Here is a 23,797-nt window from a genome sequence, read left to right on the forward strand (position 1 = left end):
GCCGCCGGTCGCGGCGCCGGCGCGTTGTGAAGCGGCGCGGTCGGCGGCGCAAGGCTGCCCGTGCCGCAGGGTCGGCGAGGGAACGAGGAGTGCGCGTGCAGGACGCAACACGAGAGACCCCGGTTCCGCGATCAGCCGGCCCCCGCGGTGTCGATCCGCCGATGCGGCCCGCCTACCGGCCCAGGCTCGCGCCGCTGCCGGAGGCGCCGGAAGTGCTGATCATCGGCGCGGGCGCAGCGGGCATCGGTGCGGCCCGGACGCTGCAGGCCCGGGGCGTATCCGTGGCCGTGCTCGAAGCCCGCGACCGGGTCGGTGGCCGGGCCCTGACGGTAGCCCTGCGCGGCCATGCCCTCGATCTCGGCGCTCACTGGCTCCATGCCGGACCGATCAATCCCTTGGTGGCCCTGGGCCGGGCGCGGGGCGAGCGGCTGCGCCGGGCACCGCAGGAGAGCCATGTCTGGGTCGGACGCCGGCCCGGGCGGGCCGATGAGGTCCGGGCCAACGCCCGGGCTTTCGCGCGGGCCGACCGGGCCATGACCGGGGGCGCCGCGCAGCCCGGGGACGACCGGCCCGCCGCACGCGCCCTCCCGCCGGGTCTCGGACCCTGGGGCTCCCGGGTGGCGCAGGTTCACGGCCTCGTCTCCGGCCGGCCGCTCGAGCAGGTCTCGCTCAACGACTTTCCCAGCATGGAGTACAGCGACAACTTCTTCCTGGCCGACGGCTACGGCAACTATCTGGCCCGCCTTGCAGACGGGCTGCCGGTGGCGCTGGCGCAGGCCGTGACGCGGATCGATTGGTCGGGCGGTCGGGTCAGGGTCGAGACCGCGGACGGTGTCGCCTATGGGGCGCGGGCGCTGATCGTGACCATCCCGATGATGGTGCTGCGCGACGGGCCGGCCTTCACGCCGCCCCTGCCCAACGCGGTCCGCGCCGCGATCGACGGTTTCACCACCGGCATCTACGAGCACGCGGTGCTGCACTGGCCGTCGAGCCCGTTTCGCGGTCGCGACCGTCTGGCCGCGATCCATGGTCGGCGCCGCACGCCGCCGGGCCTGCTGACGCGCATCGACGGCACGCCGTTCCACTATTACGAGCTCGACCTGCGCGAGGCCGCGGTGCTCGATGCGGCAGGATCGGGGGTGGACGGCGTGCGCCGGCATGTCCGGGCGGTGCTGGCCGACCTGTTCGGTCATCACCGCGTGCGCGATCTGAGTATCCCGGCGGTGAGCACGTGGCGCCACGATCCGTGGTCGCGGGGCTCCTGGGCCGTCGTCCCGCCGGGCCATGCGCCGGCCCGTCAGCGTCTGCACGAGCCTGTCGGCGGCACGGTGTGGTTTGCCGGCGAGGCGCTGTCCCGGGAGCAATGGGGCACGGTGGGGGGCGCCTTCGCCGAGGGCGCGCGCGCCGCCGAGGCCGTCGCGACGCGTATCCGCTCGGGCACAGCCTGAGCCGCGCAGACCGGGCAGCCGTCCGAGCCGCTTGCCGAGGCCAAGCGGGATGGGCATCCCCCTCTTGTGATCAGGGGGACGACCATGGATTGGATCGAGGCGATCGGCTACCTCGGCACGGTATTGACGATCTCGGCGACCGCCATGAGCACGATGATCCCCCTGCGGATCATCTCGCTCTGCGCGAGCTGCGTGGTGATCACCTACGGCAGCATGATCGGCAGCATGCCAGTGGTGTTGACCGAGCTGATCCAGATGCCGTTCAACGCCTACCGGCTCTGGCAGATGCTGCGGCTCGTCCGCGATGTCGAGACGGCGGTCGGCGGCGACCTCTCGCTCGAATGGCTGCGTCCGTTCGGCTCACGGCGCCCGTTCGGCATCGGCGAGGTGGTCTTCCGCAAGGGCGATTCCGCCGACGAGATGTACTACGTCGAGAGCGGCGTCTTTCGGATCCCGGAGGTCGACATCGAGGTCCGCGCCGGCGGAATCGTCGGCGAGCTCGGCCTCCTGTCGCCGGGCAATGCCCGCACGGCCTCGCTGGTCTGCATCGAGGCCGGACACGCGCTGTGTGTAACCTACTCGGACGTGAAGCAGCTCTACTACCAGAACCCGGAATTCGGCTTCTACTTCCTGAAGCTCACCAGTGAACGCCTGTTCCAAGGCGTCCAGGGGATGCAGCGTCCGGCGGTGACCGGCGACGTCCTGTGACGGTCGACCGGGGCTTCGTCAGAGCATGCTGGGCAGGATCCGGTCCGGCGGCCGGTGGCCGTCCATGAAGGTCTTGATGTTGATAATGACCTTCTCGCCCATGTCGATTCGGCTCTCGTAGGTCGCCGAGCCCATATGGGGCAGCAGGACGACCTTGCCCTGGCGGGCGAGCTTCACGAGCCGCGGGCTCACGGCCGGCTCCTGCTCGAACACGTCGAGGCCGGCGGCCGAGATCTCGCCGCCCTCGATCAGCCGCGCCAACGCGTTTTCGTCGATCACCTCGCCGCGGGCGGTGTTGACCACGACGGCCTCGGGCTTGAGCAGCTTGAGCCGCCGCGCCGAGAGCAGATGGTAGGTGGCCGGCGTGTGCGGGCAGTTGACCGACACGATGTCGACCCGCGCCAGCATCTGGTCGAGGGATTCCCAGTAGGTCGCGTCGAGTGCGCTCTCGATGGCGGCCGGCACCCGGCGGCGATTGTGGTAGTGGACCTGCAGGCCGAACGCCCGGGCGCGCTTGGCGAGCGCCTGCCCGATGCGGCCCATGCCGACGATCCCGAGCCGCTTGCCGGTGATGCGCCGTCCGAGCATCCAGGTGGGCGACCAGCCGGTGGTCCACTCGTCGTCCGGGATGATCCGCGCGCCCTCGGCGACCCGGCGGGACACGGCGAGGATCAGCGCCATCGTCATGTCGGCAGTGTCCTCGGTCAGCACGCCGGGCGTGTTGGTAACCGTGATGCCGCGCTCCAGCGCCGCCGCGACGTCGATGTGATCGACGCCGTTGCCGAAATTGGCGATGAGCCGCAGGTTCGGGCCAGCCTGGGCGATCAGCCCGGCGTCGATCTCGTCGGTGACGGTGGGGACGAGGACATCGGCCTCACGCAGGGCGGCCGCCATCGTGTCGGCCGCCATCGGCGCATCGTCGGAACTGAGGCGGACGTCGAACAGCTCGCGCATCCGCGTCTCGACGGCATCCGGCAGCCGCCGCGTCACGACCACCAGCGGCTTGCGCTTCGACACGTCTCTCTCCCCGTCAGCTCTTCGGCCGCGGTCGCGGCGCCCGGCGGGACCGCCCCGCGCAAGCGTCCGTTAACCGAATTCGGCCAGACAGGATCGGTCGCGCGGCGCCGGTTCCGGAGCCTGTCCCGGCCCATGGGACTCTCTACCAGAGGTGGGCCGGAACACAATCGGATGCGGGCACGGTCCGCACGCCGAAAGAGCCACGCTTTCGACAGGCCCATTCACCACCATCGGCCTATCCGGACAGGGAGACGACCATGCGCGTGTTACGCCTCAGCCTCGCCGTCGCGGCGCTGTTGGCGGGCGGCCCCGCGATCGAAGCGGCGGCGGCGCCCGCGGCACCGATCGAGACCGGGATCGGTCCTGTGACCAAGCTGCCGCTGCCGCGCTACGCCAGCCTCAAGACCGACCGCGTCAACCTGCGTGAAGGACCCTCGAAGGATCACCGGACGCTGTGGGTGTTCCAGCGGGCCGGGCTCCCCGTCGAGATCGTCGGCGAGTTCGAGACCTGGCGCCGGATCCGCGATTCGGAGGGGACCGAGGGTTGGGTCCTGCACTCGCTGCTGTCCGGACGGCGTACCGCCATCGTCAATGCCGGTCCCGACAAGGGCGTCGAGAAGGCCGCCGTGTCGCTGCGCGCCAAGGCCGATGACGGTGCCGACGACGAGGCCAAGCTCCAGACGGGTGTGATCGGCAGCGTGAAGAGCTGCACCGGCTCGTGGTGCCGCCTGATCGTGGCGCTCCCCAACAAGCGGGACGTGGACGGCTATATTCGCCAGAATCGCCTGTGGGGCGTCTATCCGAACGAAGTCGTGGACTAGCCGGCGGACCAACAAAAAAGGCCCGGACGATGCCGGGCCCCTTCGAAGATCCTGATTGTTAGTCCGCCAATTCAGCTCTGGCGGCGTCCGTTCGGCCGGGCGCGGCGCAGACGCACGATCACCTCGACGCCGGCGATCTCCATGCCCTCGGGAGCCTCGGGCAGCGAATCTACCGTGATCCCGCAATCGGGCATGTCGATCACCTGGCTCTCATTCTCCAGGTAGAAATGGTGGTGCTCGCTCGGATTGGTGTCGAAATAGGCCTTCGACCCGTCGAGCGCGAGCTGGCGCAGGAGCCCAGCTTCAGTGAACTGGTGCAGGGTGTTGTAGACCGTCGCCAGCGAGACCGGCACCTTGGCGCGCATGGCTTCGTCGTACAGCATCTCCGCCGTCAGGTGACGATCGCCACGGCCGAACAGCAGCCAGCCCAGCGAGAGGCGCTGCCGCGTGGGCCGCAGACCCGCCCGGCGCAGACGATCGCGCAGATCGGAGAGCGGGCAACCGCGGCGCGGCATGCCGTTGGCCTCCAGCTGGGGGAGGGGGACACGCCCGTTGAAGACGGCCTGGAAGGGCACCGGTTCGGACATTGCTGGACTGAACGCTCGACGTGGGGCCTCGGAAGATTCCACTCATTATATGGAACTGGTCATGTGGTCGCAACCCGAGCGTTGCCGCACCGCACCGACGCGGCTCGCCGGCCAGCGGCTTTGAAGGTGCACCGCCCCGTGCTACCCCGCGCGCCATATGAGGGGCGGCCACCTCCACGCGCAAGCACGCCGCTTCCGGAATCCGAGGACATAGCCAACGCAATGCCGCCAGACGCCGACACCTCCGGGCCGAACGCGAGCCGCCGGTCGCACTACTCCTACGAGGACCTTCTGGCCTGCGGGCGGGGCGAGCTCTTCGGGTCCGGGAACGCGCAGCTGCCCCTGCCTCCGATGCTGATGTTCGACAGGATCACGTCGATCGGCACCGACGGGGGCGCCCACGGCAAGGGCCATGTGACTGCGGAACTCGACATCCGTCCGGACCTCTGGTTCTTCCCCTGCCACTTCCAGGGCGACCCCGTGATGCCGGGCTGCCTGGGGCTCGACGCGCTGTGGCAGATGCTGGGTTTCCATCTCGGCTGGCTGGGTTCGCCGGGCCGCGGCCGGGCGCTGGGCGTGGGCGAGGTGAAGCTCGCGGGTCAGGTGCTGCCGTCGATGAAGCGGGTCGTCTACAACGTTGACGTCAAGCGCGTCCGGCAGGGCAAGCTCGTGCTCGGGATCGGCGATGGCTGGCTTGAGGCGGACGGCGAGCGGGTCTACCAAGTCCAGGACATGCGCGTCGGCCTGTTCCAGAGCTGAATAATCCACGTCGGCGGCGCCGTTTGCAGCTCGGCCGCAACGTCCGGCGGCTTCAGCAGTTGAGATTGTCGCCGCGTCATCTTAGCTGACCGGGACGTGGCGCGCGCGAGCGACGCCGCGACGGAGGTATCGTCACCATCATGCGCCGCGTCGTCATCACCGGGATGGGCATCGTCTCGTCCATCGGCAACAACACGCAGGAGGTGCTGGCCTCCCTGCGCGAAGCCCGCTCTGGCATCGCGCGCGATGCCAGCTACGCCGAGCACGGCTTCCGCAGCCAGGTCTCCGGCGCACCGACCCTCGATCCAGAGGGTGTGGTGGACCGGCGCGCCATGCGCTTCCATGGCGGCGGCACCGCCTGGAACCACGTCGCGATGGATCAGGCGATCGCCGATGCAGGGCTGGAATCGGGCGATATCTCGAACGAGCGCACCGGCATCATCATGGGCTCGGGCGGTCCGTCGACCCGGGTGATCGTCGAGGCCGCCGCCATCGCCCGCGAAAAGGGACCGAAGCGGATCGGCCCGTTCGCGGTGCCGAAGGCGATGTCATCGACCGCGTCGGCGACGCTCGCCACGTGGTTCAAGATCCGCGGCGTGAACTACTCGATCTCCTCGGCCTGCGCGACGTCGAACCATTGCATCGGAAACGCCGCCGAGATCATCCAGGGCGGGCGGCAGGACATCATCTTCGCGGGCGGCTGCGAGGATCTCGACTGGACGCTCTCCGTGCTGTTCGACGCGATGGGCGCCATGTCGTCGAAGTTCAACGAGACCCCGTCCCGGGCCTCCCGCGCCTATGACGCCAATCGCGACGGCTTCGTCATCGCCGGAGGCGCTGGCGTCGTCGTGCTCGAAGAGCTGGAGCACGCCAAGGCGCGCGGCGCACACATCTACGGTGAGATTGCCGGCTACGGTGCGACCTCGGACGGGCACGACATGGTGGCGCCCTCCGGCGAGGGCGCGATGCGTTGCATGCGGCAGGCGATCGAGGGGCTCAAGGGCGCGCGGATCGATTACATCAATCCCCACGCCACCTCGACGCCGGTGGGCGACGACAAGGAGATCGAGGCGGTCCGCCAGGTGTTCGGGCGCGGCGATTCCTGTCCGCCGATCGCCGCCACCAAGTCCCTGACCGGTCACTCGCTGGGGGCCACCGGCGTGCAGGAGGCGATCTACAGCCTGCTGATGATGAACAACGGCTTCATCTGCGAAAGCGCGCATATCGATGAGCTCGACCCCGCCTTCGCCGACATGCCGATCCTGCGGGCGCGCCGGGACAACGCCAAGCTCGGCCACGTCCTGACGAACTCCTTCGGGTTCGGTGGGACGAACGCGACTTTGGTGCTGAAGCACGTCGACGCCTGACCGCGCCGGCCGGAACCTCCCACGCCTCGACGCCGTTTACCACGCGTCAAGGATTGGTGGTGGCCATGGGGACGTTCATCCTCGGAGCGCTGAGCGGATTGATGATTGCCGGATATGCGGCGATCTACGCGAAGCAGGCGCTGATCGATGCGGCGAGTGCCGAGACCGAAGGCTACTTCTGACTCTGCGCGCAGGTTCGTGAACGCCCCGCCGACAGGCGGGGCTTTTTTGTCGGCTGTGCAGCGTCGGCGCGTTTGGAGCACGGGGCGAGGCACGGTAAGGCACCCTGCCGCGGTTCGGTCGAGCACATCGCGGCCCGCCTCCGTTTCCGGGGTCGGTGCGCTCGTTCGGGACATGTGTCGGCATGACAGGATTGATGGCGGGCAAGCGCGGCCTGATCATGGGCGTCGCCAACGATCACTCGATCGCCTGGGGTATCGCCAAGGCTTTGCACGCTGAGGGAGCCCGGCTCGCCTTCACGTATCAGGGCGAGGCCTTGGGCCGACGTGTTACCCCGCTCGCCGCACAGCTCAGTTCGGATGTCGTCCTGCCCTGCGACGTCGAGGATCTCGCCTCGGTCGACGCCACGTTCGAGGCGCTCGACGCGCGGTTCGGCGGTGAACTCGACTTCGTGGTCCACGCCATCGGTTTCTCCGACAAGGCGCAGCTCAAGGGCCGCTACGTCGACGTCACCACGCGCGAGAATTTCGCGCGCACGCTGACGATCTCTTGCTTCTCCTTCACGGAAATCGCCCAGCGCGCCGCCAAGCGGATGAAACAGGGTGGCTCCCTGCTGACGCTTACCTACGGTGGCTCGACGCGGGTCATGCCGAACTACAACGTGATGGGTGTCGCGAAGGCGGCCCTCGAAGCTTCGGTCCGCTATCTGGCCAGCGACCTCGGGCCCGACGGGATCCGGGTGAACGCCCTGTCGGCCGGTCCGATGCGCACGCTGGCGGGCGCCGGGATCGCCGATGCCCGACTGATGTTCAACCATCAGCGCGCCCACGCCCCGCTGCGTCGTACGGTCAGCATGGAGGATGTCGGCGGCTCGGCGCTCTACCTGCTGTCGCCGCTCTCCGGTGGCGTGACCGGCGAAGTCCACTTCGTGGATGCCGGCTACAACATCATCTCGATGCCGCGCCCGGACGTGCTTCAGGCGCAGGACGCCGCCGGCGTCATGGGCGACGGCTAGGGCCGTGCCCGATCGCGTTGCCATCGAGTACGGCTCTAAGTCTTTGTTTTGACGCGCTCTCTTGCGCCGAACCGGCGTCCACTTCGGCGGCGAGTGCTCTGAACTTCATTCCTCGGGGACGCGGCCCGGGGGCAGCGGCGCAGCCTGCGTCCCGCGCTCGGCGCGACCGGGCCGCCTTTGGCGTTCGGCCCGGACCTCGTCCGCCGTCGGCGGGGCCGACGGGTAATTCGAGGCAAAGGGGTTGGGCGGCGCCCCCCGCGATGAGCCGCCGAACAGCTTGTCGAAAAACCCCTCCTCGGCGCTGGCCGGCCGCGCGGCCAGGAGAAGGGTGAGGGCGAGGATCGTTCGAAGCTGCATCGTCATCTTGGCCCAACCGGGATCGCACCGCCCTAGCGCCACTTTCCGGCGGATCGGAGGCCGGTGCCGGGCACGCGCTGGAACCGTGGCGCGTCCGGCGGGTTCGCGCTCAACGATCATGGACGCGTACAGGAGGCGTGATGTCTGAGGTTACCTATCGCATCGTCGAGCACGACGGTGGCTTCGCCTATAAGGTCGGCGACGTGTTCTCCGAGACCTTCCCGAGCCGGGATGAGGCACTCCAGGCAGCCCAGGCCGCGGCGGCCGAGCAGCAGGTGCCAGGTTCGACCGAGGGGATCCGCTATCAGGATCAGGCCGGCGGCTGGCACGACGAGACCGCCCAGGGCAGCGACCGGCCGCGCGCCAAGGTCGTCGAGTAGAGTCGCGCGGCGGCCATGCGGATCCGTGCGCATCGACAGGAGTGGTCGTGGTGCGAACGCGAGCGGTGAAGCCGGAGGCGCTTTCCAAGGCGCCTTCCAAGGTGCCTGCGAAGACACCCCTGCCGAAGGGCGCGCGGCGTACCACGCCGTCGACCGAGACCCTGGCGGCGCTGGGCCCCGACCGCCTGATCGGCCTCATCCTGGGCGAGACGGCGCGCAATCCCGGCTTCAAGAAGCTGGTCAGCGCGGCGCTCGCTTCGCTCCAGGGGCCGGAGGCCGTTGCCGCGATCGTGGACCGGCGGCTGACGGCGCTCGAAGGTGCCCAGAGCTACATCGATTGGCAGAAGCGCCGGGCCTTCGCGGCCGATCTCAGCGCCGTCGTCACGGTGATCGTGAACGAGCTGCGGTCCCTCGATCCCGGCGCCGCCCTCGACCGGCTCCGCCGTTTCCTCGAAGCTGCCGACCTCGTGCTCGACCGGGTGGACGACGGCAACGGTGCGATTCAGGGCATCTTCGAGCGCGCCTCCGCGGCCTACGTCGAGATCGCGGGCGCGTTGCCCCCCGAAGCCGCGGCGCGCGTCGCACTGGGCCTCGTGCGCCCGTTCACCGACGATCCGTTCGGGCCGCTCGGCGCCCTCCTGGGGGAGACCGTGTCGGTCCTGCCGGTGGACGCCCTTGCGGAGATCGACGCGGGACTGGCCGAAGCCATCGCGCGTCCCGATACCGGCCACGGGCGGAAGCGCGCAGCCGCATACCGGCTGGACAACAAGACGGAGATCCTGCGCCTGCGCCAGGCCATCGCCGACCGCCGCGGTGATGCCGACGCCTACGTGGCGATCGAGAGCCAGATCGCGCCCGGGTCCGAGAACCGGACCGAGATCGCCAAACGTCTGCTCGGCGCGGGCCGCGCGCAGGAAGCGCTCGACTGGATTCGGCGCCAGCCGGAACCCGACGCACGCCGCGCGACCACACGGGCAGACCTGATCGCGAGCTTCGACCCGCGGGTGCCCGAGCGCGAGCGGCTGGTGGTCGAGATCGAGATCCTCGACGCCCTCGGCCGGATGGCGGAGGCGCAGGATCTGCGGTGGGGCCGGTTCGAACGAGAACTCGACGCCCCCATGCTGCGCGGCTTCCTCGCCAAGCTGCCCGATTTCGAGGACGAGGAGGCGCTGCACCGCGCGCTGGACCACGCCGGCGCCTTTCCGGATCAGCACCGAGCCCTCGCGTTCCTGACAACGTGGCCGGATCTACGACGCGCCGCCCGTCTGGTGACGGATCATCCGACGGTCTGGAACGGGGCCCTGCAGTACAATATCCTGGCGCCGGCCGCCGAAGTGCTGGCCCAGGACCATCCCCTGGCCGCCACGATCCTCTACCGTCGCCTGATCGACGGGATCCTCGATTACGGCCGCAGCCCGGCCTACCCACACGCCGCGCGCTACCTTGCGGAGCTCGACGGCTTGGCGGAGAGGCTCGAGGCGGACGCTATCAAGCCGGATTCGGCGGGCTACCGTGCGAAGCTGAAACGCGACCACGGCCGCAAATACGGCTTCTGGAGCCTGGTCCGCGCCTAGCCGCTCCGACCGTCGGGTCGATCAGTCCATGACTTCGATGGCGTCGACGCGATCCGGATAGAACGCCACATGCTCGCGGATCGCCTCGACCGCGGGGTAGGGGGCCTCGTAGCTCCACACAGCATCGAGACGCCGTGTCCCGGCGACCGAGAGATCGAAGTAGCCAGCGTCGCCCTTGTAGGGGCAGTGGCTGGTGCGCGCCGACGGCACGAAGGCGTCTGCGAGCGTATCGCGGCGCGGAATGTAGAAGACCGGTGGATATCGGGCTTCCTCCAGCCGCAGGGCGGCGCGCGTATCCGCCACGATCGTGCCGGCTACGATGACGCGGACGCGGCGCGGCTCCGGGGTGACGGTGATCGGATGGTCGGGTCCGGGTATCTTCATGGTGATTCTGTTGCCTCCGGTTTCAACTCGATCGTTCCGAGAGCATCGGCGAGGCGCGACTTGGCGCTACCCGGCCGCAGAGGCTTCTGCTGGCTAGCATGCGGCACCCAGCCCGAAAGCCACAGCACCTCGAAGGTCGCCCGCACGCGCCCGTCCGGGTCCGCGAAGCGCGCCGCATAGATCTCCGCGGCCCGCAGGAGTGTCGCCCGGCGCAGCGGAGTCCGCCGCCGCTCGGTGAGGATGTTGGTCATGCCCATGGCGCGCAGGTCGCGCATCAGGCTGAACGGATCGGCGTAGCGCACCGTCAGGGTATCGGTGTCGGCGACCGGAAGCGCGAAACCCGCCCGCTGCAGCAGGGCCCCCGCCTCGCGCACGGCAGCGAAGGGGGCGACCCGGGGGCTGATCCCGCCCTCGACTTCGCTCTCGGCTTGGCCGAAGCTCTGGCGCAGCTCCGTAAGGGTGGCGCCGCCCAGGAAACATCCGACGAACAGGCCGTCCGGCCGGAGGGCCCGGCGAAGCTGGATCAGGGTCCCGGGAAGATCGTTCACACCGTGGAGGGCGAGCAGCGAGACCGCGAGGTCGAGACTGTCGGGCGCGAGCGGCAGCAGCTCCGGATCGCCGACGATCCTGTTGCCACCCGGCTCGGGCAGCGACGCGAGCCGGATATGCTGCGCCTGCGGATACCGGCGCGCGAGGATCGGTCCGGCGGCCGGGATCGGGGTGGCGAGGTCCAGCACGGTCGCGAAGCTGCGCAACACGGCGCCCAGGCGGTCGTCCAGATCCTCGGTCAGGCGGTCGAGGAGGAAGCCGGCATAACCGCTCCGGACGGCGCGGCCGAGCCGCTGACGGGCGATGGGGGTATCGAACAGGGTGGCGGGCAGATCCATCCCGCGCACATGGCGCTCACGACAGCCTCCCGCCAGCACCCGGGACGCATGATGCCGCCGTTACAGCACAGATTCGTGAGCTGCGGCCGAAGGGCGGAACGACCGGGGTGGCCTGCCGTTCCTGCTGCAGCTGGCCATAATGGCCGAGATTGACTGGGAGCAACCCTCATGAAGCGCACGCTCATCGGAGCCGCCGTGGCCCTCGCCGCCCTCACCGCCGCGGGCGGCGCACAGGCGAAGGGCTGCATCAAGGGCGCAATCGTCGGCGGCATCGCCGGCCATTACGCTGGCCATCACGGCTTGGTCGGCGCCGCCGCCGGCTGCGCCATCGGTCGTCACCGCGCCAATTCCCAGGCCCGCCAGGACCAGCAGCAGATGGCCCCGCAGGCACGGCCCGTTTCGGCTCAGTAACACCAAGCTAGTCGTTCCGGACGTGTGATGACGGCGATCCGGACGGTCGCTGCAGCCCTGCGCGGAATACCGCGCGGGGCTTTGTCGTTGATCTACCCGCCCGCATGCTCAGGATGCGGCGCGGCGACGGCCGATCCCGGTGCCCTCTGCCCAAGTTGCTGGTCGGGCCTGCGCCTGATCGAGGAGCCGGTCTGCCAGCGCTATGGAACGCCCTTCGCAGTGGATCTGGGGATCGGGCCGCTGCTCTCACCCCGCGCCATCGCCGAGCCGCCGGTCTTCGGCCGGTGCCGGGCCGTTGCCCTCTACGATTCGGTGGCGCGTCGCCTCGTGCATCGCCTGAAGTACGAGGATCGTCTCGATCTCGGGAAGGTGATGGCCCGGATGATGTCGGCCAGTGGTCGAGGCCTGATCGCGGAAGCCGAATGCCTTGTGCCGGTGCCGCTCCATCGCGCCCGCCTCTGGCGCCGTCGCTTCAATCAAGCGGCCCTGCTGGCCCAGGTGATCGCCGCCGATGCGGACCGTCCCTTTGTCCCGGCGGCCCTCGAACGTGCCCGGGCGACACGCTCCCAGGTCGGACTGAGCCAGGCGGCACGGGCCGAGAACCTGAGCGGCGCATTCCGGGTACCGCCCGCCGAAGCCCATCGGATCCGCGGGCGCAGGGTGCTGCTGGTCGATGACGTTACGACGACCGGCGCGACCGGCAATGCCGCAGCCCGTGCGCTCCTGCGCGGTGGGGCTGCCTCAGTGGATCTCCTGACCTTCGCGCTGGTGGGCGACACCGTCGGATAGGCGCTGTGTTGCCGAAGCGCGCAGGCGCCTCAGGCTGTCGCGCCAATCCGGTTCGGGAAGCTGACTGCCAGGCCGAAGTCGAACGCCTCGGCGATGCCTTCATACCAGAGTGAAAATGGTGTCGGTCGCTCGAGATGGAGGGCCCCGTCGATCTCGCTGCCGGCATACTGGAGGGCCGCCCCGTGCTTCGCCGCGAGCCGCAGCATCGGGCCGTTCCCGGACAGGCAGCGCACGTGCAGATCGACGACGGCGCGGTGGCGCGCCGCTCGGGCGATCCGCGCGAACAGATCGGCGCCGAGGCCGCGTCGGCGGAACGCCAGCTCGACGGCGAATGCCGCTTCCGCCCGGGGGCCCAGCACGAAGCGGGACGGGCACGGCGCCATCGGCCGGAGCTCACCGAGTCCGCGAAGCACGCCCTCCACGAAGGCGCCGTACATCATTCCGTCGGCCTTGACGGCTTGCTCCGCGTAGGCGCGGACGCCGGCCTCGCTGACGTTGCCCATGAAGCGGCTGGCCCGGGTCTCGGGATCCAGGCGGAGGAAGTAGTCGAGAACCGCATTCCGGTCCGCCGGCCATAGGCGCCGGACGCTGCGGACCGGTTCGTCACGCGCTAAAGTGGCCATGATGGGCCTCCGGTCTAAGCGCTCGCGCGCAGATATCCGGACGTCCCTCCCGAGAACCGCGGTTGATGTCGCATTCGGAGCTTCATTGTGCAATGCGGCAGACTGCCGGGCCGCACATGTGCGCGGCTGCCATGCGCTGACTTGCGAAAGGCTTGCAATCCCGGCGCTTGCGCTCTCCGGCCGCGCATCGCGGGCTTGATTCAGGTTGGGCTTCCCCGGCACAGGAAAGGCCCGGTCTGTCGCCGTCCACGCGGGCACGGGGCGCCTGATCGGCGAAGCGGCGGGCTGCGAGGGACCAGCGGCGTGAACGACAGATCCGGCCTGCACATCACGCCGTCGCCGGAGGCGCGCGCCGGAGCCGTTTCACCGGGGCCGGTGCACGAGCGCTACGAAGCCCTCGTCACCACGGGTGCCATCGAGCGGGATCCGGCGCAGGCCCGGCTCGTCCGCGCCCTCGACCGGCTGGTCCAGGACCTCCAGCGCCGCAAGCGCGCCAGCAAGTCGAGCGCGCTGGGCTGGCTGTTCCGGCGAAAGGACGAGGCCGAGACGCCCCGCGGGCTCTACATCTGGGGCTCGGTCGGGCGCGGCAAGACCATGCTGATGGATCTGTTCCACGAGGCGGCACCGGAGCCGAAGCGCCGGGTCCATTTCCACGGCTTCATGGCCGACGCGCACGAGCGGATCCACGCGCATCGCCAAGCCGTGAAAGCCGGCACCGCCAAGGGTGACGACCCGATCGGGCCGGTGGCCGATCAGCTCGCCGACGAGGCCACGCTCCTGTGCTTCGACGAGTTCACCGTCACCGACATCGCCGACGCGATGATGCTGGGCCGGCTATTCGGTCACCTGTTCCGGCGTGGTGTGACGGTGGTGGCGACCTCAAACGTCGAGCCGGACCGGCTCTACGAAGGCGGTCTCAACCGGGCGCTGTTCCTGCCCTTCATCGCCACGCTGAAGGAGCGCGTGGAGGTGCTACGCCTCGATTCGCGCACCGATTTCCGCCTGGAAAAGCTCGGCGGGGCGGCCGTGTACCACGTCCCGGCCGGGGCCGAGGCCCGCGCGGCCCTCGACACCGCCTTCAAGGGCCTGACCGGAAAGGCGAAGGGCCAGCCGGCAACCGTGGCGGTCCATGGGCGGGAGGTTGCGATCCCCGAGGCGGCGGGCGGCGTGGCGCGCTTCGGCTTCGACGATCTCTGCCGCCAGCCCCTCGGCGCGTCCGACTACATGGCGTTGGCCCGCGCCTTTCACACGATCATCCTCGACGGGATCCCGGTGATGGCCGAGGCGGAGCGCAACGAGGCCAAGCGCTTCATCACGCTCATCGACACGCTCTATGACCGGCACGTGAAGCTCGTGGCTTCGGCGGCGGCCGAGGCGCAGGATCTCTACACCGCCGAAACCGGTCGGGAGGCCTTCGAATTCGACCGGACCGTCTCCCGCCTGATCGAGATGCGCTCGCGGGAATACCTCGCCCTGCCGCACGGCAAGCCCGATTCTGAAGCGTCCGGCGCGAGCACGGGACTGGTCGAGACATGAGCGTGCGTCCGAGAGTTGGTTCGATCTTCCGCCTGCGGCGGCGCAACTGGCGCGGCGCCGGTCCGCTGGGGGCGCTCCTCGGCTCGCCCGCGGCCTTCATCCTCCTTCTGGTCGCCATCGCGGCCGGGACGGCGAACTACCTGGCCGGAGAAGCCGACCGGACAGCGACGGCGCGGACCAACGCCGTCATCGCCGATGTCGAGCGCCTGATCTCTGAGGTGAAGGATCTCGAGACCTCCGAGCGCGGATACGTGCTGGTCGGCAGCGACGAGTACCTGACGCCCTACACAGCGGCTCTTCCCAAGATCGAGGCAGAGCTGTCCTCCCTCGGCGCGGCTGCGCAGGAGCCGGTTCGGGCCGGGGGCCCGTCTCTGGCGGGCCTGATCGCTCAGAAGCGGGACTTCGCCGCGCGGGTGATCGCGGCACGGCGTGACCAGGGCTTCGACGCGGCCACCGATCTCGTCCGGACCGGCGAGGGCAAACGCCAGATGGACGCGATCCGCATGGAGGCCGCCGCCCGGCAGGCGGTGGCGGCCGAAACGCTCGCCGACCTTCAGATCCGCACGAAACGCCGCGGGCTGATCCTGTTCCTGCTGTCTGGCGCGGCCGCGCTCGGTGCGATCGGGTTGCTCGCGCGCCTCGCGCTGGTGCGGCGCCAGGAATCGCTGCGCATGTCGCGGCTCCTCGACGGCGTGCTGGCGAATGCGCCCGTGGGACTCGGCTTCCTCGACCGCGACCTTCAGATTCGCCACATGAACCGGGCGCTGGCCACGATGAGCGAGCGCGGATTCGGGGCCGATCTCGGTGCTCCGATCTGGGCGATGCTGCCGACGCTGCGAGAGGAGCTGGCGCCGAAGCTGGCCGCCGCGCTCAAGGACGGGCTGGTCTCGCCCGATGTTCCGGTCGCGGTGCCGACGCCTTCTGCGCCGGGCGGCCTGCGCCAGTTCTCAATGAGCTTCTATCCGCTGCGCGGTGCACAGGCCACCGCCGGGCCGGAGAGCCAGGATGTCGAGGGGGTCGGCCTCGTCGTGGTCGACGAAACCATCCGCTACCTCGCGGAGACCCGGCTGCGCCGGAGCGAGGAGCGCTTCCGCTCCCTGATCGAGGCCAGCGCCGCGATCGTCTGGACAGCCAATCCGGAGGGGAGCCTGCAGCGTCGCCAAACGGCCTGGATCAACTTCACCGGGCAGGACGAAGCGGCCTATGCCGGCCTCGGCTTCCTCGACGCCGTCCATCCCGAGGATCGGGAGCACACCCGGGCGGCCTGGGGGGAGGCGGTGGCGACCCGCAACCTCTATGTGACGGAACACAGGATCCGCACAGCCTCGGGTGCCTACCGGCACATGAGCGTGCGCGCCGTCCCGATCGTCGAGTCGGACGGCACCCTGCGCGAGTGGGTCGGCACGCATACCGACATCACCGAGCGCAAGGAGGCCGAAGCCGCGATCGAGGCGGCGCGCGCGGCCGCCGAGGCGGCCAACACGGCCAAGAGCCAGTTCCTGGCCAATATGAGCCACGAGCTGCGCACCCCGCTCTCCGCCGTGATCGGCTATTCCGAGATGGTGCAGGAGGAGCTCGAAGATCTCGGCGAGGCAGGGCTGATCTCCGACATGAAGAAGATCGAGTCCAACGCACGGCACCTCCTCGGCCTGATCAACGACGTGCTCGACATCTCGAAGATCGAGGCCGATCGGGTCGAGATCTTCGCGGAGGAGTTCGACGTGGCCACGGTGGTGCGCGAGGTTGCCACGACCGTGGACGGCCTGATCGGCAAGAAGGGCAACACCCTCGATCTCGATCTGGCCGACGACCTGGGCAAGGCGCATACCGACGTCACCAAGCTGCGCCAGTGCCTGATCAACCTGCTCAGCAACGCCGCGAAATTCACCGAGAACGGCCGCATCACTTTGGCGGTCGCCCGGGCCGGCGATACGCTGCGTTTCGCCGTCGCCGATACCGGCATCGGCATGAATGCCGAGCAGGTGGGCAAGCTGTTCGAGCGCTTCATCCAGGCCGACGCCTCGACCACGCGCCGGTTCGGCGGCACCGGTCTCGGCCTCGCCATCACGCGGGCCTTCGCCGAGATGCTCGGCGGCACGATCACGGTGGAGAGCCGCGAGGGCGTGGGCACCACCTTCACGCTGACCCTGCCGCTGCAGGCTCCGGATGCGCAGATGGCGGCCCCGAACGACGTTGCCAGCGTAGTCGCCGATCGCAACAACATCCTGGTGATCGACGACGATGCGGCGACGCGCGACCTCCTTGCCCGATTCCTCGAGCGCGAAGGGTTCTCGGTGATGATCGCCGAGGACGGGCGGCGCGGGCTCGAACTCGCCCGCAGCCTGCGTCCGCGGGCAGTGCTCCTCGACGTGACCATGCCGCAGATGGACGGATGGGACGTGCTGCGGGCGCTGCGGGCCGACCCGGAGATCGGGTCGACGCCAATCGTGATGGTGACGATCCTGGACGAGCAGAATTTCGCGTTCTCGCTCGGCGCGACCGACTACATCCAGAAGCCGATCGACTGGGGCAACCTCCGCCAGATCGTCGACCGGTTCCGGCCCGCGGGGGGCGAGGGCCCGATCCTCGTCGTGGAGGACGAGGCCGATGTCCGCGCGCATATCTGCGCCTACTTGCAGCGCGAAGGCTTTCCCGTGCGTGAGGCCGAGAATGGTGTCCACGCGCTGGACCGGATGGCGGGGGAGCGGCCCGGGCTGATCCTCCTCGATCTGATGATGCCGGAGATGGACGGCTTCACCTTCCTGCGCCAGCTGCGGGAGCGCCCGGAGTGGCGCGACGTTCCGGTGGTGGTGCTGACCGCCAAGGACATCACCGCGGAGGACCGGCGCCGCTTGGCAGGCCGGGCGGATCGGGTCCTGGCCAAGGGGACGACTGGGCTCGGTGAACTGGTGAACGCCCTGCGCGGGTTGATGCCGTCGCAGGCCGACGCGGCCTGAGCGTTGCCCCGTCAAAGACCCCGGAAGGCCATCACCAGCGCCCCGATGGCGATGCCCCAGAGTGCCAGGGTCGACCAGACCGCTCGCTGACGCTCATCCCGGGCGAACCCTTCCAGCCTGCGCGCATCGCCCGTGCCGGCCTCGTCCAGGCGGACCAGCACGCGCTTCAGCCGCATCGCGAGATCGGGAATATCGCTCACGACATCCGAGACCACGCGCAGCGCCTCGAGGCCGCTCTGGGCGCGCCCGACCGGCCCCATGTTGCGGGCGATCCAGGCGCGCACCACCGGCTCGGCCGTGGTCCACATGTCCAGCTTCGGATCCAGCGAGCGGGCGACGCCTTCGACCACCACCATGGTCTTCTGGAGCATCACCAGCTCGGTGCGGGTGCTCATGTCGAACAGGGCGGTGATGTCGAACAGCAGCGTCAGCACCTTGGCCATCGAGATCTCGTCGGCCCGGCGCTGGTGGATCGGCTCCCCAATCGCCCGGATGGCCTGCGCGAAATCCTCGACGGAATGGTGGGACGGCACGTAGCCGGCCTCGAAATGCACCTTCGCGACCCGGCGATAGTCGCGCAGGATGAAGCCGAGCAGGATCTCGGCCAGGAACCGGCGCTCGTTGTGCCCGAGCCGGCCCATGATGCCGAAATCGACCGCCACGAGCCGGCCTTCGGCATCGACGAGCAGGTTGCCCTGGTGCATGTCGGCGTGGAAGAACCCGTCGCGGATCGCCTGCCGGAGGAAGCTCTGGATCACGGTCCGGCCGATCGCCTGTGGATCATGGCCCTGGGCGGCAAGTTCGGCGGCACTGTGAAGGCGCGTCCCGTCGATCCATTCCGCCGACAACACCTCGCGGGCGGTCAGCTCCCATTCGGGCTTCGGGACGCGGAAATCGGTGTCGTCCTTCGTGTTCTGCGCCAGCTCCGAGGCCGCCGCCGCCTCCAAGCGGAAATCCATCTCCATCATCACGGAGCGGGCCAGGATCTCGACCACCTCCCGCGGGCGCAGGCGTTCGGCCTGCGGGGAGAGGGCGTGAACCACCCGGGCCATGAAGCGCATGACCTCGAGATCGCGATTGAACCGCTCGCGCACGCCGGGCCGCATGACCTTCACGGCCAGCGCCCGCTGGGTGCCGTCAGAATCCTGCACGATCGCCTTGTGGACCTGTGCGATCGAGGCGGCCGCGATCGGCTCGCTGAAGGATACGAACAGCTGGCTGACCGGCTTGCCGAGCGCCGCCTCGACCACACGCAGGGCGATCTCCTGCGGGAAGGGCGGGACCCGGTCCTGCAGTTTCTCAAGGTCGAAAGCCGCGCGCATGCCGACGATGTCGGGCCGCGTCGCCAGGAACTGGCCGAACTTCACGTAGGACGGGCCCAGCCGGGTCAGCGCCGCCGACAACCCGACCGCGCCATCACTCCGGCCGGGCTTCTCAAGGGAACGGCCAAGCCGCAGGGCGAGGCGCAGGTGGGGCGGCAGCTCCGCGGGATCGGCGAAGGCCAGCGCGCCCTCGCGGGCCAGCACGAAGCCGACCCGGGCGCCGCGGAACAGATTGATGGCGGCGCTGATCATCGAGAGGCCACCCCAAGACCGTTCCACGCAGAGGCACTCTCCTCCCCCTTGTGGGGAGGAGCCGGAGGTGGGGGTGGTGCAGGATGGGATGCTGCGGCGCCTACTGCGCCCCCCCCACCCCTGACCCCTCCCCACAAGGGGGAGGGGAAACCGCTGTCGGCCAAAATCAGGAGACCTTCCAGCCCGAATGGATCGCCACGATCCCGCCCGTGAGCGCCCGGTCGGTGACGTGGCGGAACCCGGCGCGCTCGATCATGCCGGCGAAGGCGCCGCGCGTCGGGAACTTCCGGATCGACTCGACGAGGTAGCGATACGAATCGGCATCCCCCGCGACCCGGGCGCCGATCCGTGGGATCACGTTGAACGAGTAGGCGTCGTAGATCCGGTCGAGCAGCGGGATATCGACGGCGGAGAATTCCAGGCACAGGAAGCGCCCGCCGGGCTTCAGAACCCGCCGCGCCTCCGCGAGCGCCGTCTCGATCCGCGGCACGTTCCGGATGCCGAAGGCGATTGTATACGCATCGAAAGCCGCGTCCGGCAGCGGCAGGGTTTCGGCATTGCCGGTCACGAAGGCGATCCGGTCGCCGGCCTCGTCGACCTTGCGCTCCCGCGCCCGCTCGGCGCCGACCCGCAGCATCGATTCGTTGATGTCGAGCACCGTCACTCGGGTGCGCGGGCCGCCGGCGGCGAGCACCCGGAACGCCACATCCCCGGTGCCGCCGGCCACGTCGAGATGGGCGAAGGCGCGATTCTGCGGCGGACGCAGCATTGAAACGAGCTGCGCCTTCCAGGCCCGGTGCAGGCCCGCCGACATCAGGTCGTTCATGATGTCGTAGCGGCGGGCCACCGAGTGGAAGACGCTGTCGACGCGCTCCTGCTTCTCGTCGAGCGCCACGCGCTCGAAGCCGAAATCCGCGCTCGCGCGCTCGGATGCCCCGTCTTCGACCGTCATGACGCTCCCATTCCTCAATCGCCGGGTCTTAGCGAAGGTCAGCCCCAACCGCCATGCGTCGAAACACGCGGCTGGGGATGGGCGCCCCGCAGAGCCGCTGCCATCTGCGCTGCCTTTCGGTCGAAGCAGCCCCGTTCGTCATCACAAGCGAAGCGTTCCGGGGCAGCCCGATCTTGCGAGCATGACGCCATGCCATGTTGCTGCGTTCGCAAAGGCTGGGATCGGCCCCGTGCGCGTTCAGCCCACGCGGGCTCGCAACGCATCCGCCACCGCAGCCGCCATGGCGCGCGTGCCCATCGGGTTCGTGCCCTCGCCAGCGATGTCGGCGGTACGCGCACCGCCCGCGAGCGCGTCGGTGATGGCACCGTCCAGGGCGTCGGCGGCGTCGCCGAGGCCGAAGGAGTAGCGCAGGCACATGGTCAGCGAGCCGATCATGGCGATCGGGTTGGCCTTGTCCTGGCCGGCAATGTCCGGCGCCGAACCGTGGCACGGCTCGTACAGCGCCCGGCGCAGGCCGCTGTCATCGACAGCGCCCAACGAGGCCGAGGGCAGCATGCCGAGCGAGCCGGTGAGCATCGCGGCAAGATCGGACAGCACGTCGCCGAATAGGTTGTCGGTCACCAGCACGTCGAACTGCTTCGGTCGGCGCACGAGCTGCATGGCGCAATTGTCGGCCAGGATGTGCTCGAGCTGGATGTCGGCGTAATGCTCGGCATGGAGCTTGGTGACGACCTCCTTCCAGAGCACGCCCGACTTCATCACGTTGTGCTTCTCGGCCGAGGCGACCCGGCCCGAGCGCTTGGCCGCGAGGTCGAAGGCGACGCGGGCGATCCGCTCGATCTCGCCGGTCGTGTAGACCTGGGTGTCCACGGCACGCTTGGAGCCGTCCGGCAGCACCGTGATCTCCTTCGGCTCGCCGAAATAGACGCCGCCGGTCAGCTCGCGGACGATCATGATGTCGAGGCCCTCGACCAGCTCGCGCTTCAGGGCCGAAGCCTCGGCCAGCGCCGGGTAGCAGATCGCGGGGCGCAGATTGGCGAACAGGTCGAGATCCTTGCGCAGGCGCAGAAGGCCGGCTTCGGGACGGTTCTCGTAAGAAACGCCCGCCCATTTCGGTCCGCCGACTGCGCCGAGCAGGATCGCGTCTGCGGCCTTGGCGCGCGCCATCGTCGCGTCCGAGATCGGGAGGCCGTGGGCGTCGAGCGCACAGCCGCCCACGAGGTCGGTCTCGGTCTCGAAGGTGGCGAGCCCGGTCTCCTTCAGCGCGTCCAGCACGACCTGCATGCCGCCCGCGACCTCCGGGCCGATCCCGTCGCCGGGGAGGAGCAGGAGCTTGTAGCTGGCCATGGCGGTCTCGCGGATTCTGTCTCGACGGGCTGGCGGGGCTTTATCGAGGCGGGACCGCGATTGGCAAGGCGTCCGCACCCTCGTTGCCGGCGCAGCCCTTGTGTTTCGGACATCCAAGCGCTACGCCGTCGCTTACCGCGCGTATGCTGCCTTGTGCCGTCCGCGCCCCACCCGGGAGAGACGAGCCTTGGCCAGAGCCGGCTCAGCGACCGAGACCGTCCGCACCGCCGCTACGGTGCAACGGCTCCGTGCGCGCCGCGCCGGGCTTCGCCTTCCGCTTCCGCTTACCCGCCCCTGAGGGCCGTCCGGGCGCGCGCGCCTGGGCCTTCAGGGGATTGTCTCACATTCGCGAACCCGCCCGCCTGGGCATCACGCCGCGCCGCGCCACATGCCGGGCGGCCCGCGACAGGGTAAGACCATGACTTCGACGACCTCCGCGACCAGCACCACCGCCCGCGACCGGATCCTCATCTTCGACACCACGTTGCGCGACGGCGAGCAATGCCCCGGCGCCACCATGACGTTCGACGAGAAGTTGGCGGTGGCCGAACTCCTCGACACCATGGGTGTCGACATCATCGAGGCGGGCTTTCCAATCGCCTCGATCGGCGATTTCGAAGCGGTGTCGGAGATCGCGAAGCGCACCAAGCGCGCCACCATCGCGGGCCTCGCCCGCGCGATTCCCGCCGATATCGCCCGGGCCGGCGAGGCGGTGCGGCACGCCCAGCGCGCGCGGATCCACACCTTCGTGTCGACCTCGCCGATTCACCTTGCGCACCAGATGCGCAAGAGCCAGGACGAGGTGGTCGAGATCATCCTCAAGACGGTGGCCCAGGCCCGCGACCTCGTCGAGGACGTGGAATGGTCGGCCATGGACGCGACCCGCACGCCGCTCGATTACCTGTGCCGCTGCGTCGAGGCCGCCATCAAGGCCGGTGCCACGACGATCAACCTGCCCGACACGGTGGGCTACGCCACGCCCGGCGAGTATCGCGACATGTTCGCCAATGTGCGCGAGCGCGTGCCGAACGCCGACAAGGCCGTGTTCTCGGTCCATTGCCATAACGACTTGGGCCTCGCGATCGCCAACTCGCTGGCCGGCATCGAAGGCGGCGCCCGGCAGGTCGAGTGCACGATCAACGGCATCGGCGAGCGGGCCGGCAACGCGGCGCTCGAGGAGATCGTGATGGCGCTGCGCACCCGCTCGGACGTGCTGCCCTACGAGACCGGTGTCGAGTCAACCATGCTGACCCGCGCGTCGAAGCTCGTGAGCCACGCCACCAACTTCCCCGTGCAGTTCAACAAGGCGATCGTCGGCCGCAACGCCTTCGCGCACGAGAGCGGCATCCACCAGGACGGCATGCTCAAGAATTCCGAGACCTACGAGATCATGACCCCAGCCTCTGTCGGCTTGAGCAAGACCTCGTTGGTGATGGGCAAGCATTCCGGCCGGGCGGCGTTCCGCTCGAAGCTGGAGGATCTCGGCCTGCACCTGTCCGACAACCAGTTCCAGGACGCGTTCGAGCGGTTCAAGGCGCTCGCCGACCGGAAGAAGCATGTCTACGACGAGGATATCGCGGCGCTGGTGGATGAGAATCTCGCCACGGCCCACGACCGGATCCGGCTGGTCTCCCTGTCGGTGATCGCCGGCACCCGGGGCCCCCAGCGGGCAACGCTCCGCATCGCCGACGAGACCGGCACGCGAATAGAGGAAGCGGACGGCAACGGTCCGGTGGATGCGGTGTTCAACGCGATCTCGGCGCTGGTGCCGCATCAGGCGCAGCTTGAGCTCTATCAAGTCCACGCGGTGACGGGCGGGACGGACGCGCAGGCCGAGGTCTCGGTGCGCCTGCGGGATGGCGAGCGCAGCGTCACGGCCCGCGGCGCCGACCCGGACACGCTGGTCGCCTCGGCGAAGGCGTATCTCTCCGCGCTGAACAAGCTGTCGGCCCACGCGGTGCGCGTGCATGCACAGCATGCAGCGGCGGAATGAGAAAAAGAGCGGCTGGGGGTGGACAGCCCCCGGCCGCGTTGGTATCAGCCCGCCACCCCAGCGGACTTGGTGGCCGCCGGGGTGGATCGCAAATGCGATCGGGCGCATAGCTCAGTTGGTAGAGCAGCTGA

22 protein-coding genes are annotated in these 23,797 nt (G+C 69.4%); 13 read left to right on the top strand and 9 right to left on the bottom strand.

The annotated features are described in order from the left end of the window. Positions 1-161: 161 nt before the first annotated feature. Positions 162-1,448 carry an NAD(P)/FAD-dependent oxidoreductase gene (locus tag OXS27_RS05300; RefSeq protein WP_243920932.1) on the top strand — a complete coding sequence of 429 codons (1,287 nt, stop codon included), beginning with the start codon at positions 162-164 and terminating at the stop codon, positions 1,446-1,448. Between the two features lie 84 nt (positions 1,449-1,532). Further along, complete coding sequence (locus tag OXS27_RS05305; protein ID WP_267354753.1) at positions 1,533-2,156, top strand: cyclic nucleotide-binding domain-containing protein; 624 nt, start codon at positions 1,533-1,535, stop codon at positions 2,154-2,156. An 18-nt stretch (positions 2,157-2,174) separates the two neighbouring features. Here the strand turns inward: OXS27_RS05305 and OXS27_RS05310 are convergent, their stop codons facing one another. After that, complete coding sequence (locus tag OXS27_RS05310) at positions 2,175-3,173, bottom strand: D-glycerate dehydrogenase (protein ID WP_243920928.1); 999 nt, start codon at positions 3,171-3,173, stop codon at positions 2,175-2,177. Between the two features lie 257 nt (positions 3,174-3,430). Between OXS27_RS05310 and OXS27_RS05315 the strand changes: the two genes are divergently transcribed. After that, a complete protein-coding gene (locus OXS27_RS05315; protein ID WP_243920926.1) occupies positions 3,431-3,994 on the top strand; it encodes an SH3 domain-containing protein in 564 nt (187 codons plus the stop codon). A gap of 71 nt (positions 3,995-4,065) precedes the next feature. On the opposite strand, the gene irr is transcribed toward OXS27_RS05315, so the two are convergent. Next, positions 4,066-4,581, bottom strand: coding sequence for a Fur family transcriptional regulator Irr (irr, locus tag OXS27_RS05320; RefSeq protein WP_276592384.1), 516 nt, complete (start codon positions 4,579-4,581; stop codon positions 4,066-4,068). Between the two features lie 222 nt (positions 4,582-4,803). Here irr and fabA point away from each other — a divergent pair, with 222 nt between their 5' ends. The 3 genes from fabA to fabI all read left to right on the top strand — a co-directional run bounded on the left by fabA (position 4,804) and on the right by fabI (position 7,902). After that, entirely contained in the window at positions 4,804-5,340 is a 537-nt protein-coding gene (gene fabA / locus OXS27_RS05325) for a bifunctional 3-hydroxydecanoyl-ACP dehydratase/trans-2-decenoyl-ACP isomerase (protein ID WP_243920924.1), read from the top strand. A gap of 140 nt (positions 5,341-5,480) precedes the next feature. Continuing rightward, positions 5,481-6,707, top strand: a complete 1,227-nt coding sequence (fabB, locus tag OXS27_RS05330; protein ID WP_267354757.1) for a beta-ketoacyl-ACP synthase I — start codon at positions 5,481-5,483, stop codon at positions 6,705-6,707. A 364-nt stretch (positions 6,708-7,071) separates the two neighbouring features. After that, positions 7,072-7,902, top strand: a complete 831-nt coding sequence (gene fabI, locus OXS27_RS05335; RefSeq protein WP_243920920.1) for an enoyl-ACP reductase FabI — start codon at positions 7,072-7,074, stop codon at positions 7,900-7,902. A 105-nt stretch (positions 7,903-8,007) separates the two neighbouring features. On the opposite strand, the gene OXS27_RS05340 is transcribed toward fabI, so the two are convergent. Next, positions 8,008-8,265, bottom strand: a complete 258-nt coding sequence (locus tag OXS27_RS05340) for a hypothetical protein (protein ID WP_267354759.1) — start codon at positions 8,263-8,265, stop codon at positions 8,008-8,010. A gap of 134 nt (positions 8,266-8,399) precedes the next feature. On the opposite strand from OXS27_RS05340, the gene OXS27_RS05345 reads away from it, so the two are divergent. Both OXS27_RS05345 and OXS27_RS05350 read left to right on the top strand, forming a co-directional pair. Beyond that, positions 8,400-8,639, top strand: coding sequence for a hypothetical protein (locus OXS27_RS05345; protein WP_243920916.1), 240 nt, complete (start codon positions 8,400-8,402; stop codon positions 8,637-8,639). Positions 8,640-8,686: 47 nt separating this feature from the next. Continuing rightward, on the top strand, positions 8,687-10,213 hold the full coding sequence (locus tag OXS27_RS05350) for a DUF6880 family protein (RefSeq protein ID WP_267354761.1): 1,527 nt from the start codon (positions 8,687-8,689) through the stop codon (positions 10,211-10,213). A 21-nt stretch (positions 10,214-10,234) separates the two neighbouring features. On the opposite strand, the gene OXS27_RS05355 is transcribed toward OXS27_RS05350, so the two are convergent. Next, entirely contained in the window at positions 10,235-10,597 is a 363-nt protein-coding gene (locus OXS27_RS05355) for a DUF427 domain-containing protein (protein ID WP_267354763.1), read from the bottom strand. Beyond that, positions 10,594-11,484 (bottom strand): methyltransferase domain-containing protein, encoded by an 891-nt coding sequence (locus OXS27_RS05360; protein WP_267354765.1) that lies wholly within the window; start codon positions 11,482-11,484, stop codon positions 10,594-10,596. The genes OXS27_RS05355 and OXS27_RS05360 overlap by 4 nt, the downstream gene beginning before the upstream one ends. Before the next feature lie 168 nt (positions 11,485-11,652). On the opposite strand from OXS27_RS05360, the gene OXS27_RS05365 reads away from it, so the two are divergent. Continuing rightward, entirely contained in the window at positions 11,653-11,895 is a 243-nt protein-coding gene (locus OXS27_RS05365) for a hypothetical protein (RefSeq protein WP_267354767.1), read from the top strand. Positions 11,896-11,922: 27 nt separating this feature from the next. Further along, positions 11,923-12,684: a ComF family protein gene (locus OXS27_RS05370; protein WP_267354769.1), complete on the top strand. Its 762-nt coding sequence runs from the start codon at positions 11,923-11,925 to the stop codon at positions 12,682-12,684. A 29-nt stretch (positions 12,685-12,713) separates the two neighbouring features. Here OXS27_RS05370 and OXS27_RS05375 read toward each other — a convergent pair whose 3' ends face one another. Then, positions 12,714-13,307 carry a GNAT family N-acetyltransferase gene (locus tag OXS27_RS05375; RefSeq protein ID WP_267354771.1) on the bottom strand — a complete coding sequence of 198 codons (594 nt, stop codon included), beginning with the start codon at positions 13,305-13,307 and terminating at the stop codon, positions 12,714-12,716. 303 nt (positions 13,308-13,610) lie between these two features. Here OXS27_RS05375 and zapE point away from each other — a divergent pair, with 303 nt between their 5' ends. After that, positions 13,611-14,843, top strand: coding sequence for a cell division protein ZapE (zapE, locus tag OXS27_RS05380; protein ID WP_267354773.1), 1,233 nt, complete (start codon positions 13,611-13,613; stop codon positions 14,841-14,843). Next, complete coding sequence (locus tag OXS27_RS05385) at positions 14,840-17,800, top strand: response regulator (RefSeq protein WP_267354775.1); 2,961 nt, start codon at positions 14,840-14,842, stop codon at positions 17,798-17,800. Before zapE ends, OXS27_RS05385 begins: the two co-directional genes overlap by 4 nt. A gap of 11 nt (positions 17,801-17,811) precedes the next feature. Here the strand turns inward: OXS27_RS05385 and ubiB are convergent, their stop codons facing one another. The 3 genes from ubiB to leuB form a co-directional block, all read right to left on the bottom strand. After that, complete coding sequence (ubiB, locus tag OXS27_RS05390; RefSeq protein WP_243921343.1) at positions 17,812-19,374, bottom strand: 2-polyprenylphenol 6-hydroxylase; 1,563 nt, start codon at positions 19,372-19,374, stop codon at positions 17,812-17,814. Between the two features lie 166 nt (positions 19,375-19,540). Next, on the bottom strand, positions 19,541-20,326 hold the full coding sequence (gene ubiE, locus OXS27_RS05395) for a bifunctional demethylmenaquinone methyltransferase/2-methoxy-6-polyprenyl-1,4-benzoquinol methylase UbiE (protein ID WP_243920898.1): 786 nt from the start codon (positions 20,324-20,326) through the stop codon (positions 19,541-19,543). Between the two features lie 237 nt (positions 20,327-20,563). Then, positions 20,564-21,673 carry a 3-isopropylmalate dehydrogenase gene (leuB, locus tag OXS27_RS05400; RefSeq protein WP_243920896.1) on the bottom strand — a complete coding sequence of 370 codons (1,110 nt, stop codon included), beginning with the start codon at positions 21,671-21,673 and terminating at the stop codon, positions 20,564-20,566. A gap of 418 nt (positions 21,674-22,091) precedes the next feature. Here leuB and OXS27_RS05405 point away from each other — a divergent pair, with 418 nt between their 5' ends. After that, entirely contained in the window at positions 22,092-23,666 is a 1,575-nt protein-coding gene (locus OXS27_RS05405) for a 2-isopropylmalate synthase (RefSeq protein WP_243920894.1), read from the top strand. The last annotated feature ends 131 nt before the right edge of the window (positions 23,667-23,797 follow it).

It is taken from the genome of Methylobacterium sp. GC_Met_3, from assembly GCF_026540775.1.
Taxonomy (GTDB): domain Bacteria; phylum Pseudomonadota; class Alphaproteobacteria; order Rhizobiales; family Beijerinckiaceae; genus Methylobacterium.